Here is a 13,541-nt window from a genome sequence, read left to right on the forward strand (position 1 = left end):
CATATACGCCACTTGGCATCCCTTGTTTCCTTGTGCATTCCCCCGGGGGTCAGTCGAACCAAGGATCCAGGCCGTACAGCGGGAAGATCTCCTTGCGGGTCGCGATGACGGTCCGGTCCACTTCGTCCGCGGGATCGTAGCCCACCTCCCAGGAGCGCCACCAGACGTCGACGTCGTCGCCCATCTTTTCGGGAGCCCACACGCCGTACGTTTCCTTGACGTACGTCCGCCATGCTTCCGGCACGGGAAGGCCAAGTGCCACCGGCCGCTGGGTCACCATCCCGATCAGATGGCTCCAGGCCCTTGGCACCACGCCCGTGACGTCATAGCCGCCGCCGCCTGTGGCGATCCAGCGGTTGTCGCAGTAGCGGGCGGCCAAGCTGGCGACGGCGGAGGCGGCCTCGCGCTGCCCGTCGACACTGAGGTTCAGGTGCGTCAGGGGGTCGTCCCTATGTGAATCGCAACCGTGCTGGCTGACGATCACTTCAGGCTTGAAGGCGCCGACAAGCTGGGGCACCACGGCATGGAATGCGCGCAACCATGCGGCGTCCCCCGTAAACGTGGGAAGCGCAACGTTCACTGCGGTCCCCGGTGCGTCAGGACCACCGGTTTCGTTGGCAAAGCCCGTGCCAGGAAACAGGGTCAGGCCGGTTTCGTGGAGGCTGATGGTCATGACGCGGGGATCGTTCCAGAAAATGCCCTGCGTCCCGTCACCGTGATGGGCGTCGACGTCGATGCTCACCACGCGCTGCACACCGCCGTCGAGCAGTCTCTGGATGGCCATCGCGACGTCGTTGTAGACGCAGAATCCGCTCGCCCGGTCACGTGCCGCGTGGTGCATGCCACCGCTGAAATTGACCGCACGCACCGCCCGGCCGGACAGGACGGTGTCCGCCGCCAGCAGGGAACCGCCGGCCAGCCTGGCGCTGGCCTCGTGCATCCCCGCGAATGCCGGATCGTCCTCGGTCCCCAGCCCGCGGTCTTCCTCGGGGCGGCTTGGGTCGTTACTGACCCGCCGGACCGCCTCAACGTACTCGCTGCTGTGGACGGTAGAAAGTTCGACGTCGGTTGCCAGGCCGGGTGCCTCCACCGCCACATGCCGGTGATCGAAGAGGCCCAGGGATTGGGCAAGGCGGGCTGTCAGTTCAAGCCTCTGCGGTGCCATGGGGTGGCCCGGACCGAAATTGTAGGCAGTCATGGCTGGATCCCACACCACCGTCGTTGGCAGTGCGGAGCGCGTAATGCTGGAAGCAGTTGTTCCAAGCGTGGAGTTCATCCAGAACAGGCTACCTGAGGCTGGAACGGCCCGACGCCCGGGTTACGCGCGCGAATAGTGGTTTACTACTCAGGAAAGCTTGTTTCAACCAAGGAAGAGCGCCATGTCCCAGAGCCAGTCGCGGTCCACCAGCCCGACCAACTGGCAACCCAACCAGCAGGAGCGTGAAGGTCTCTGGATCTTCACCCGTGTGCGCGACTTCATCGACAACATTGCCAACACCTCACCGGCGCGTTTGGCGTTGACAGTGTTCGCCGTGGTCATCCTGTTCTTCACTGGATTGCTTTCCCTGCCAGCAGCGTCAACGGAAGGGACCGTGACGCCGCTGCACCAGGCCATGTTCACGGCCGTATCGAGTGTCTGCGTCACCGGCCTGACCGTGGTCTCCACGGCAACCCACTGGACGTTCTTCGGCCAGCTCGTCATCCTGGTGGGCATCTTCGTGGGAGGTTTGGGGACCCTGACCCTCGCCTCGCTCCTGGCACTCATGGTCAGCAAGCGCCTCGGCGTTCGCGGCAAGCTCATCGCCCAGGAAGCCATGAACAACGCCGGCCGCCTGGGTGAAGTCGGTACCCTGCTCCGGATCGTCATCACGACGTCGGTGGTCATTGAAGGAGCCCTTGCGCTGGCACTGATTCCGCGCTTCATTGTGCTGGGCGAAGATTTCTGGCAGGCAGTATGGCACGGCGTGTTCTACTCCATCTCAGCCTTTAACAACGCCGGATTCACGCCCCACTCCGATGGCATCGTTCCCTACGAAACCGACCTCTGGATCCTGGTGCCCCTCATGCTGGGTGTATTCCTCGGCAGCCTGGGCTTCCCCGTGGTGATGGTCCTGCAGCAGAACGGGCTCAACTGGAAAAAGTGGAACCTCCACACCAAGCTCACCATCCAGGTTTCCTTCATCCTGCTGGCAGCCGGTACCGTCCTGTGGGCCCTGATGGAGTGGGACAACGTGCGGACCATTGCCAATATGAACCTTGGCGACAAGATCACGCATTCGCTCTTCGCCTCCGTCATGACGCGTTCGGGCGGTTTCAACCTGGTGGACCAGAACCACATGGAGTCCACCACCATGCTCCTCACCGATGCCCTGATGTTTGCCGGCGGCGGCTCTGCCTCCACTGCCGGCGGCATCAAGGTGACAACCATCGCCGTCATGTTCCTCGCAATCATGGCAGAGGCCCGCGGTGACGCCGATGTGAAGGTGTACGGACGCACCATTCCCCAGGGCACGATGCGCGTGGCCATCTCCGTGATTGTCGCCGGCGCCACGTTGGTGTCTGTGGCAGCGTTCCTGTTGCTCTCCATCAGCGGAGCCTCGCTGGACCGGGTGCTCTTTGAATCCATTTCCGCCTTCGCCACTGTAGGACTGAGCACCAACCTCAGCGCCGAGCTGCCGCCGTCGGGCGTTTATGTCCTGACAGCGCTGATGTTCGCCGGACGCGTCGGCACCGTAACCCTTGCAGCAGGTCTTGCACTGCGCCAGCGCAGCCAGCTGTTCCACTACCCGGAAGAGAGGCCAATCATTGGCTAGTACCACGGGGGCCGCCAACCGCCCCGCACACAATGCCCCGGTGTTGGTCATCGGCCTGGGCCGGTTCGGCTCCGCAACGGCCGAGCAATTGGTCAAGCAGGGCCGCGAAGTCCTGGCCATCGAGCGCGACCGTACCCTGGTCCAGAAATGGGCTCCGGTGCTGACCCATGTTGTTGAGGCCGATGCCACCAATATCGATGCCCTCCGCCAGCTTGGCGCTCAGGAGTTTAGTTCCGCCGTCGTCGGTGTCGGCACGTCCATTGAGTCTTCCGTGCTCATCACCGTGAACCTGGTGGATCTTGGCATCCAGCACCTCTGGGTCAAGGCGATCACCCCGTCGCACGGCAAGATCCTCACCAGGATCGGCGCCAACCACGTGATCTACCCTGAGGCCGATGCAGGTGTCCGTGCCGCCCACCTCGTCTCCGGGCGCATGCTGGACTTCATCGAGTTCGACGACGACTACGCGATCGTCAAGATGTACCCGCCCAAGGAGACCGTTGGCTTCACGCTGGAAGAATCCAAGGTCCGCTCCAAGTACGGCGTGACCATTGTGGGCGTGAAGACCCCTGGCGAGGACTTCACCTATGCCCGGCCGGAAACCAAAGTGTCCGGCCACGACATGTTGATCGTCTCCGGACACGTGGACCTGCTGGAGCGGTTCGCCGCACGCCCCTAACCCCCTGCGGAGTTTTTGTACAGCCAACGCCCCTAAGACACCCTTTTGAGGGCGTTGGCTGTACAAAAACTAGCCGAGCTGCTTGGTGATTTCGGCCGCGCGGGCCGCTGCGGCCCTGGCGCCGTCGGCAATGATCCCGGGGATCCCGCCGTCGTCGAACGCAGCGATGGCGCGTTCGGTGGTGCCGTTGGGGCTGGTGACGGCGACGCGGAGGGCATGCGGATCCGCGCCCGGTTCGGCCAGCATGAACCCAGCGCCCGCGACCGTCTCGCGGGCAAGCATGACAGACAGTTCCTCGTCCAAACCGAGCTCCACGCCGGCTGCCGCCATGGCCTCGGCGAGGTAGAACGCGTAGGCCGGGCCCGAACCGCTGATGGCAGACAACGCGTCCACCTGCTCCTCCGGGATCTCCACGACCTTGCCGGCGCCTGCCAGCGCGGCTTTGGCACTCTCAAGCTGCTCCGGAGTGCAATGCGTTCCCGGCGAAACAGATACGACGCCGCGTCCAAGCCGGGCGGGTGTGTTCGGCATGGTGCGGATCACCGGCTGGCCTTCCGGCAACGCCGCTTCCAGCTGCGCGATGGAAACCGCCGCCGCGACGCTCACCACGATGGTGTCCTTCGCCAAGGCAGGGCTGATCTCCCGGGCCAGGTCCAGGATGCCCACCGGCTTGACGCCCAGAATGACCATACTGGAGCCCTTGGTGGCCAACTTGTTGTTGTCGGGCTCTTCCTCACCGGCGATCGCCGTCACGCCGTGGCGCTGTGCGAGTTCTTCGGCACGCTCCGCCCTGCGGACCGTTGCGACGATGTCCGAGGGGTCCGTGCCCGCAGCGAGCAGGCCTCCCATGATGGCCTCGTTCATGGATCCACAGCCAAGGAATGCGATTCGGTTGCTCATGGCTCCATCATTGCAGTTGAGCTCGGACGGGGTCGAATGGGCTCCGGATTCACAGCTTGTTCCCAAGGTTATTGCAGGCGGCACTCATGGTTGGTCCGTAACTTAGTAGTTACCTCATTGAGGGTGCGGGTGATGAGGCGGGCATGGGGATGTCCGCCAGCAGCACCGGTGGCCGGACGGGTTTTCCCCCATTTCCCGATTCGGCCACCGGTGCTTTCGCTTTTAAGCCGGGCTTAAACCGGCGCTTTTAGCCCGCGGTTTCGGGTTACTGGTCCGTGCTGCGAACCAGCGGAACCGTAAGGTGTTGCCGTGCGAAACGCAGGGTTTCGGCCAGCATTTCCTCCCGCTCCCCCGCCACTTTTGCCTTGCGCGTTGAAATCTCGGCCACCACCACGCCGTCGAAGCCCGAAGCCGCCAGATGCTGCAAGGCATCCGCGCATTGCTGGGTTCCCGTACCCGGAACCAAGTGCTCGTCCTTGCCCGAACCCGAGCCGTCCGTCAGGTGGACGTGCCGGAGTTTGCTGCCCAAGGCTTTGATGGCTTCCAAACTGTTGGCCCCGGCAGTGGCGGCGTGCGAGAAGTCCCACGTGACGTCGTCGTAATCCTGCCCCAGCGGGTCCCAGTGCGGCAGGTAGGCAACCGCTTCGCGTCCCCGCACGCGCCACGGGTACATGTTCTCCACCGCGATGCGGACCTTATACATTGTGGCGATTTCACGCACGCCCTCAACGAAGTTCTCCGCATAGTTGGACTGCCAGCGGAAAGGAGGGTGGACCACCACAGTGTCGCAGCCCACCTCGGTGGCCATCTGGCAGGACCGCTCGATCTTGTTCCACGCAGTACCCCACACCTGCTGGGTCAACAGCAAAGTCGGGGCGTGGATCGAAACGATCTCCTGGTTATAGCGGTGGCTGAGCTGGATCAGGGCCGCGGGGTCCTGGCTCACAGCGTTGTTGGTCACCATCACCTCAACGCCCTCGTAACCCAGGTCCTGGGCCACGGCGAAAGCGTCATGGACACTCAAGGGATAGACGGAGGCGCTGGACAGCGCTACGGGGATCTGGCGGTCATTCACTTCAGGTTCGACGTCGTTGCTCATCTCAGGAGGCCAGCCCGCCTGCCGCGGGGGCTGGAATTGGGGAAGGGGCAGGGGAATTTACCGGCACCGGAAACTCTTTCACATCGGGCTGGGATTCATCACTATCGGGGGTTGGGCCGCTTTCCTTGGCGGCTTTCTTCTTGGACTTGTCCTTCTTCTTCCTCTTTCCCACATGGGGTGCGGGATCCAAGGCTTCTTCGAAGACCAGCTGATCCAGGCGCCGCAGGATCAGGCCTTCCCGGAGGGCCCACGGACAGATCTCCATGGTGGGGAATTCGAACAGTTCAAGCGCCGCCTCAGCAACCAGCGCGCCTGCCAGCAACTGGCGCGCCCGGGCATCCGAAACACCTGGCAAGTACAGCCTGTCCTCGACTGTCATGGCAGAGATACGCTGCGCCCACAAACCGAGGTCAGCCGCGTGGAGCTCGCGCTTCACGTAGGGGCCGGCCGCACTCGGTGCAGCGCCGGCAATACGGGCCAGTGAGCGGAACGTCTTGGACGTTCCGGCCACAAGGTTGGCGCGGCCAAGGTCGTGGAAATTGCGGACCACCGGTTTCAGCGTGGACCGGATGTAGCGGCGGAGTTCCTTGACGCTCTTGGCGGTGGGAGGGTCATCGTGGAGCCAGTCACGCGTCAAGCGGCTGGCGCCCAGCGGGACCGACGTGGCGAACTCAGGGAGCTCGTCGGTTCCATACGCCATTTCGAAGGAGCCGCCTCCGATGTCCAGGTCCAGGATCGGCCCCGCACCCCAGCCATACCAACGCCGGACCGCGAAGAAGGTCATGGATGCTTCTTCGCTGCCGGTGAGTTCCTGGAGGGTCACCGTCGTTTCATGCTTGACCCTGGCCAGGACCTCCGGGCCGTTGGTTGCCTCGCGAATGGCAGAGGTACAAAAGGCCAGGAGATCCTCCGCCTTGTGGCTGGCAGCGAACTCCCAGGCCTCCAGGACGAATTCGATGAGTTCGTGCTGGCCGGCGTCGTTGATGTTGCCGTCACCGTCGAGGTATTGCACCAGGGAAAGCGGGCGCTTGTGGGAAGCGAAAGCTACCGGGCGCGCGCCAGGGTGGGCATCCACCAGAAGCAGGTGGACGGTGTTGGACCCGATATCGAGAACGCCAAGACGCATTCTGCCATTATTCACCGATTCGAAGCCCGGTAAGCAACTTGGCAATGACGTTTCGCCGACAGGAAGGAAGCCGGTGGGGTGTTATTCCGCCTGATCTGCCACCTCATCGGCGCGCTTGAAGTCGCGCCGGATGTTCGCGATACCCTCAGGATCGATTTCGAAGCCGAATTCGCTCCCCGGGTTGATGACCATGCCGAGCTCGTCACCGATATTGCCGAGGATCGCTGAACCCAGCGTGCCCAGGACGTGCGGCGCGGCCTCGAGGAAACGCTCGTCAACGCGGCTGGGGTGGCTGAAGACAGCCAAAACGGGCTGTCCGTCAGCATTCGAGAGCACCAAGGGCTCGACTGAGGAGTCCGGACCGTCTACAGCTTCCGAGCTCACCAGGTAGACCTCATTGTTCAGGAACGCGAGGATGACATCCACGGGGTTCGCGTCCGGCTGGTCGGCCAGTGCGAGCTTCGCCTCGAGGTCGTTCAAGGGTTCGTTGTCCGGTGAAACCGTCTGTTCAGTCATGGTTCTACTCGACCACGATGCCGGCCAGGACGCAATTCGCGATTGCTTCCCGGCCGGCCCCAAAGAGGCTACTTCTTGGCTGCTGCCTTCTTGGCAGGCGCCTTGCGCGTAGTGGTTCGCTTGACCGGTCCCTTGGCCCGCTTTTCGGCCAAAAGCTCGACGGCGCGTTCCCGGGTCAGTTCCTCAAGCGAGGTTGAGCGCGGCACAGTAATGTTCGTGACGCCGTCGGTGATGTAGGGCCCGAACCGGCCTTCCTTCACCACAATGTTCTTCTCCGAAACCGGGTCCGGGCCGAACTCAGCCAGCGGCGGGACGGCTGCCCGTGCTCCACGCTGCTTCGGCTGCGAGTAGATCTCCAGCGCCTGGTCCAGGGTGATCGTGAAGATTTCCTCTTCGGATCCGATGGACCGGGAGTCCGTACCCTTCTTCAAGTACGGGCCAAACCGCCCATTCTGGACAGTGATGGGGTTGCCCTCAGCGTCCTCGCCCAGGACCCGCGGAAGGCTCATGAGCTGCAGGGCCTCATCGAGGGTCACGCTGTCCACCGTCATGGACTTGAACAACGAACCCGTGCGGGGCTTGGCCTTGACCGGCTTCTTGGGGGGCTTGGGCTTGCCGTTCTTGTAGTACTCCACCGGCTGATTGGCCAGTTGCTCTTCGGTCATCTCGGGGATGATCTCGGTGACGTAGGCACCGTAACGGCCGTTCTTGGCCACCACCGTGTGACCGGTGTGGGGGTCCGTTCCCAGAACACGTTCTTCGGGGGCGGCCGTCTCCATCAGCTCTTTGGCTTTTTCCGCCGTGAGCTCGTCGGGGGCAAGCTCTTCCGGGACGTTGGCGCGGGCGGACTCAACCACTTCGCCTGTCTTCTCATCGACGGTGGGGATGGAGCTTTCCAGGTACGGCCCGAACTTGCCCACTCGGAGGGTTATGCCCTCGGCGATGGGAACGGAGTTGATCTCGCGCGCGTCGATCTCGCCGAGGTTGTTGACGATGCTGAGCAGGCCGGGATCGGCGTCCTCACCGTAGTAGAAGTGCTTGAGCCACTCGGTCCCGGCGGCCTGGCCGTTGGCGATCTTGTCCAGGTCGCCTTCCATGTCCGCCGTGAACTCGTAATCCACGTAGTCCGTGAAGTGCTGTTCCAGCAAGCGGATGACCGAGAACGCAATCCAGCTGGGAACCAAGGCGGAGCCCTGCTTACGGACGTAACCGCGGTCCTGGATAGTGGAAATCGTGGACGCGTACGTTGACGGACGGCCAATGCCGCGCTTTTCCAGCTCCGCGGTGAGGGAAGCTTCGGTGTAACGCGGGGGCGGGGACGTTTCGTGACCAACAGCCACGATGTCCGACGCCGTCAGGGAATCATCCTTGGCAACGTTCGGCAGGCGGCGGGCTTCCTCAGAATCGTCGTCGCCGCGGCTTTCGTCCTTGCCCTCTTCGTAGGCGGCCAGGAAGCCGGGGAAGGTAATGACAGTACCGGAGGCAGAGAACTCCGCGTCCCGCCCATCGGAGGCAATTGCACCCAGGCGGATCGTAGCCGTGGAACCCTTGGCGTCGGCCATCTGCGAGGCCACCGTGCGCTTCCAGATGAGCTCGTACAGGCGGAACTCGTCACCGCTGAGCTGTTTGGCAACCTGGGCCGGCGTACGGAAGGAGTCACCGGCGGGACGGATGGCCTCGTGTGCTTCCTGGGCGTTGGCGGCCTTGTTCGCATAGACGCGCGGGCTTTGCGGCACATACTCGGGCCCATAGAGTTCGGCAGCCTGGCGGCGGGACGCGGTCAGTGCTTCATCACTCAGCGCCGAGGAGTCCGTACGCATATAGGTGATGTAGCCGTTTTCGTACAGGCGCTGCGCAATCTGCATGGTGCTCTTGGAAGAGAACCGGAGCTTGCGGCCAGCTTCCTGCTGCAACGTCGAGGTGGTGAACGGAGCTGCCGGCCTGCGGGTGTACGGCTTGGTATCGACGGAGCGGACACGGAAATCTGCGTTTTCCAGCCCGGCGGCCAAGGACGTGGCACGTTCCTCGTTCAGGTGGACCACGTTGGAGGACGTCAATTGGCCGTTGTCGTTGAAGTCGCGGCCGCTGGCAACCTTTGCGCCGTCAACCGCAGCAAGCTTTGCCTTGAACGAGCCCGATCCCGCACCGAACTGACCGGTCAGGTCCCAGTAGGAAGCCGCGCGGAACGCCATGCGTTCGCGTTCACGGTCCACCACCATGCGGGTCACCACGGACTGCACTCGACCAGCCGAGAGGCCCCGGGCAACCTTGCGCCACAGGACCGGGGAAATCTCATAACCATAGAGCCGGTCAAGAATACGACGCGTCTCCTGGGCATCAACGAGCGCACCGTCGACATCGCGCAGGTTGTCCATGGCCCTGTGGATTGCTTCCTTGGTAATTTCACCAAAGGTCATGCGGTAAACGGGAACCTTGGGCTTCAGGACCTCCAGGAGGTGCCACGCGATGGCTTCGCCTTCGCGGTCCCCATCGGTTGCGAGGTAGAGAGCGTCAGCGTCTTTCAGCTGGGCCTTGAGTTCGGCAACCTTTTTCTTCTTGTCCGGGGAAACGACGTAGTACGGCTTGAAGTCGTTTTCGATATCGACGGCGAACTTGCCCAGCGAGGTCTTCTTCAGTTCTGCAGGGAGGTCGGAGGGCTGTGGAAGGTCCCGGATGTGGCCGATGGAGGCCTCGACGATGAAGCCCTCGCCAAGGTACTTGGCGATGGTCTTGCTCTTGGCCGGAGACTCCACGATCACGAGTTTCTTGCCGGTTTTTGCCTTGCTGGGCACGGTGCTCCTACAGAAAAAATGTGTAATTGGGCTGCTGCCCATATTGGCCTAGTTCACCATAGTTTGCAGAATCCTGCGCTTTGGGCAGGAAAACCAGGCGGTCCTTCGGGGACCTGGGATGGCGCTATTGCCCCGGCGCCACGCGGTCGTCCGGGATCATCGACCACAACGTTGCCATCCGTACTGCGCCCTCGGGAATCCGGGTGGGATCCTCAAGTTCGTACTCGCGCACCACCTCCCGGATTCTGTCCGCGAGCTCTTTCCTTTGCGGGTTTGTCAAGTAGAGCAGGTTGCTGGAAAGAACCACGGCCGCCGGTTCCTCCGCCGTCTCTCCCCTTTGCCGACGCTCACCCCTGGCCTTGGCAAACGCCGAAGCACGGCGCCGGAAGGCATCGAGTTCGAGGTCCACCACTGCGATCTCCGGGCTGGCCACGCTGCCCCCCGAGATGGTGAAGTCCGTACCGGCCGCTTTCCATCGCCTTTCGCGTGCATCGCCGGAGTTCTCTGCAGGAGCCACGATGCCCCATTTCTGGAGTGCCCGGAGATGGTAGCTCATGGCGCTTGGGGTGAGGCCGGTCCTTGCGGCCAGTTCGGTGGCCGTATGGCTGACCTGTGTGGCGTAGAGCTCTGAGATGACCTCAATACGGGCAGCATGCGCCAGGGCGCGGATGGCCTTGGGGTCTGTGATCTCAACCGTCTTCTCTGCGCGCTTCCGCCGAGGGAGGTCGCCTGACGTTGAGGATGTCTCGTTGTTCGCAATCACTTCATCAGTGTAGTCAGCGTCACTAACAGGAAGGCCGGTCTTCGACGAACGACGCACGTCCGGCCCATTCATGCGCTTGGTCCGTCGGAGTCGGGGAGCAGGAAACCGTCCAGAACAAGGTTGGTGACTTCGTTGAAGAGACCCTCACGGAAAGCGGTCTCGTCAAAGGACTCGTCACCGCCCAGAAGAGCCACCAACGCGGAAACAATTTGGCGGACCGACAGTTGTCCATCGCATGCCGAGACGAAACCCGCCAGTTCAGTGCTCAGCAGATTGGTTCTCCGCAGGCCGGCACCCTGTCGCAGGAGAATGACTCCCGGGTGCTGGGCTCCCGGACGCTGGTGCCGTTCTTCGGTAACGTCCTCGGCCACTACCAGGTGTGCCTCTTGGATGGAGTTGGCGGTCACCCAATCGACCCGCCCTACCGCGGCGCCCAGATGTGGACCGACCGGCTGTTCGATGGGGTAGGTGATTTCTTCGAAGCGGCTGATGACTGCACTCTGCCCAAGCGCGGGGCGGCGCAGCCAGATCATGCCAAAGCCGATTCCCTCGACATTCCTGGAGGCAAAGTCGTTGAGGTACGCGGCGTAGGCGTCTTTGTAGTGGTCGCCGTCACGGTTCTGCGAGGCATCCTGCAACCAGGTTTCCGCATATTGTTCAGGACCAACCTGCTCGCGCTGGATGAACCACGCATCCAGACCGGAATCCTTGAGCCAGGCCTGGGGACGATCCTTCCAGTCAGTTCCCTCTGCAACCTCCCAGTTGCCCAGCATCTGCGCAGTGCCGCCGGGCTCCAGCACCGAGGCGAGGGTCTGCACCAGGGATGCCACGATCTCGTCACCCGGCAGTCCGCCGTCCCGGTAAGTGAACTGGTCAGCGGAGGATTCCCCACCCGTCCGGGGCGTGATCACGAACGGCGGGTTGGACACCACCAGGCCGAAAGATTCCCCGGTCACGGGCTCCAGCAAGGAGCCCAGTTTCAGGCTCACGCGGCTCTCAAGGTTGTTCGGGTCCAGATCCAGCTCCGCTGCGTTGAGCAACAGGTTGAAGCGGGCGAATGCCAATGCCCGCTCGGAGATGTCAGTCGCGGTGACGTGCTCGCAGTGATGCAGGAGGTGGAAGGTCTGGATTCCGCAGCCGGTCCCCACATCCAGCGCCCGTCCCGTGTGCTTCCTGACGGTGGTCTGGACAAGCGTTGTGGACGCACGTCCGATCCCCAGGACGTGATCGTGCCTCAGGACCCCCGGTTGCTGATGGGCAGCGAGATCACTGGCTACCCAGAGTTCGGCCCCGCCAGTGCCGTCAGCATTGGCGTCCCAGCCATAGGGGCGGAGGTCCACTTTGGCGCGGACCATCCCTGCATCGAGTACCACAAGCCCCAGAGCATCAAGGCCGCGGGAACCGGTTCCGGGCAGTGCGGCGTCGACGTCGGCGACAGTCTGCGGAACCGCCAACAGCCACAGCCGGACAATGGTCGACAGCGAGCGGACGCCGTGGTCCTCAGAGAAAGCCAGACGTTCACTGGCCAACAGCGCGGGAACCAGCTGGTCCCGGGACAAAGCTTCCGACGCGGACTCTCCCAGGAATCCCGCCACCCCATCCACGGTGTAGGAGATCGCACGAAGATCAGCGGCGAGGGCCAGGAGGAGGTCCGGCCGGTCACTGCGGGGAGCATCGTCGATGGAGCCGGCGGTAAACAAGGAAGCTGTGTCAGTCACCTTGCCAGTGTAGGGGTGGCACAACTGGCCCGCGGGTTCCTTGGACGCGCTATGTGGACAAACAGGACCTCCCGAACCCGGTAGCGTTGGATTCATGCTCAACTTCTCCTCCGCAGGGCGCGCTGTCGGCCTTGTTGCCATCTCCTCGGCGGCTCTTTTCGGGGTCTCGGCCTGCCAGGCTCCGGTCAACATCCAGGACGCGGACGTCCCAGCATGGAAGGGCAAAGTCCTCCCGGCAGCCAGCACCGCCGTGCTGGAGGATTCGGGCAAAATTCTCAACAGGGATCCCCTGGTCAAGGAGTCCGCCAACGTCCCGGCAGGCAACTACACGCTCACCATGGCGTGCGACGGCGGCGGCAAGGCCTACTTTGCGGTATCCTCGGGCGGATCAAAGATCACCGACGCAGCTGCAGCCTGCAACGGAAGCCTCGACGTCGTCAAAATCAAGGTGCCTGCGACAGGCTCAGTGAGCATCTCAACGAGCAGCGTGGACGCCCCCCTGATCTTCGCCTACCACCTGGTACCAGCTGCCGGTTAGACCGAAGCCCAGCGCTGCGAAACGCGGCCTTCAGCCCAGGCCCGCACCGGCGTAAAGTCAGCTCATGGGCAGCAAGGCAGCTCCCTCCGAAACGGTACAGCGGCTGGCGAGGACCGCCGTCGTACTCTTGATGCTCTGCGGAAGCGCGACTGCTTGCGAATATACCTATGAGGACGGCGGCCGCGGCGAGCCCAGCGCCACGTCGACAGCCGCGAACGTGGTCCTCCCGCCGGATCCTGCCCTGCAGGAAACCGTCACCGGCAAAGCGTTGGATGAGTGGGCGGCCGCGTCCTTGCCCGAATCGCAGGGTCAGTCGTTTTATTCAAGCAACGGCTATCTTGCCGCCGGCGAATCAAAGACCGAGCAAACAGTGGTGCTGCCGGGTGGCACCTACGCGGTGACCTTGGCGTGCCGGGGTACACGCCGGGTGAAGTTCGCGGTGAAACTGGGAGAGGCAGAACTCATCGACCTCACCCTCGGATGCGCAAATGCCCGGGTCAGCGTAGTCCAGCTGGACAAGGACGCAGTGCTTTCCATCACCGTGGGGGCGGGGTCGGATGCCAACTTTGCCTACCGCGTCAGCAGGCTTTGAACCCT

General features: G+C 63.1%; 12 protein-coding genes. 4 read left to right on the forward strand and 8 right to left on the reverse strand.

Translation table 11 applies throughout. The annotated features are described in order from the left end of the window. Window positions 1–49 precede the first annotated feature (49 nt). Window positions 50–1,276 (reverse strand): acetoin utilization protein AcuC, encoded by a 1,227-nt coding sequence (locus ACFVSI_RS13855; RefSeq protein ID WP_387824514.1) that lies wholly within the window; start codon window positions 1,274–1,276, stop codon window positions 50–52. A 103-nt stretch (window positions 1,277–1,379) separates the two neighbouring features. Here ACFVSI_RS13855 and ACFVSI_RS13860 point away from each other — a divergent pair, with 103 nt between their 5' ends. Both ACFVSI_RS13860 and ACFVSI_RS13865 read left to right on the forward strand, forming a co-directional pair. Beyond that, a complete protein-coding gene (locus tag ACFVSI_RS13860; RefSeq protein ID WP_387824517.1) occupies window positions 1,380–2,813 on the forward strand; it encodes a TrkH family potassium uptake protein in 1,434 nt (477 codons plus the stop codon). 40 nt (window positions 2,814–2,853) lie between these two features. Then, on the forward strand, window positions 2,854–3,492 hold the full coding sequence (locus ACFVSI_RS13865) for a TrkA family potassium uptake protein (protein WP_011775951.1): 639 nt from the start codon (window positions 2,854–2,856) through the stop codon (window positions 3,490–3,492). A gap of 69 nt (window positions 3,493–3,561) precedes the next feature. On the opposite strand, the gene proC is transcribed toward ACFVSI_RS13865, so the two are convergent. The 7 genes from proC to ACFVSI_RS13900 form a co-directional block, all read right to left on the reverse strand. After that, entirely contained in the window at window positions 3,562–4,392 is an 831-nt protein-coding gene (gene proC / locus ACFVSI_RS13870) for a pyrroline-5-carboxylate reductase (RefSeq protein WP_387824520.1), read from the reverse strand. A 265-nt stretch (window positions 4,393–4,657) separates the two neighbouring features. Beyond that, on the reverse strand, window positions 4,658–5,491 hold the full coding sequence (locus ACFVSI_RS13875) for a sugar phosphate isomerase/epimerase (RefSeq protein ID WP_144659130.1): 834 nt from the start codon (window positions 5,489–5,491) through the stop codon (window positions 4,658–4,660). 1 nt (window position 5,492) lies between these two features. Next, complete coding sequence (locus ACFVSI_RS13880) at window positions 5,493–6,617, reverse strand: Ppx/GppA phosphatase family protein (RefSeq protein WP_387824523.1); 1,125 nt, start codon at window positions 6,615–6,617, stop codon at window positions 5,493–5,495. 81 nt (window positions 6,618–6,698) lie between these two features. Next, complete coding sequence (locus ACFVSI_RS13885) at window positions 6,699–7,133, reverse strand: SseB family protein (RefSeq protein WP_387824526.1); 435 nt, start codon at window positions 7,131–7,133, stop codon at window positions 6,699–6,701. Window positions 7,134–7,201: 68 nt separating this feature from the next. Next, a complete protein-coding gene (gene topA / locus ACFVSI_RS13890) occupies window positions 7,202–9,925 on the reverse strand; it encodes a type I DNA topoisomerase (RefSeq protein ID WP_387824529.1) in 2,724 nt (907 codons plus the stop codon). A 124-nt stretch (window positions 9,926–10,049) separates the two neighbouring features. Further along, a complete protein-coding gene (locus ACFVSI_RS13895) occupies window positions 10,050–10,760 on the reverse strand; it encodes an ArsR/SmtB family transcription factor (protein WP_387824532.1) in 711 nt (236 codons plus the stop codon). Further along, window positions 10,757–12,406, reverse strand: coding sequence for a methyltransferase (locus tag ACFVSI_RS13900; RefSeq protein WP_387824535.1), 1,650 nt, complete (start codon window positions 12,404–12,406; stop codon window positions 10,757–10,759). The genes ACFVSI_RS13895 and ACFVSI_RS13900 overlap by 4 nt, the downstream gene beginning before the upstream one ends. A 94-nt stretch (window positions 12,407–12,500) precedes the next feature. Between ACFVSI_RS13900 and ACFVSI_RS13905 the strand changes: the two genes are divergently transcribed. Then, window positions 12,501–12,944 (forward strand): hypothetical protein, encoded by a 444-nt coding sequence (locus ACFVSI_RS13905; RefSeq protein WP_387824538.1) that lies wholly within the window; start codon window positions 12,501–12,503, stop codon window positions 12,942–12,944. Window positions 12,945–13,008: 64 nt separating this feature from the next. Next, entirely contained in the window at window positions 13,009–13,536 is a 528-nt protein-coding gene (locus ACFVSI_RS13910) for a hypothetical protein (protein WP_387824541.1), read from the forward strand. Window positions 13,537–13,541 lie beyond the last annotated feature (5 nt).

This window comes from Paenarthrobacter sp. NPDC057981, assembly GCF_042886835.1.
Lineage (GTDB): Bacteria > Actinomycetota > Actinomycetes > Actinomycetales > Micrococcaceae > Arthrobacter.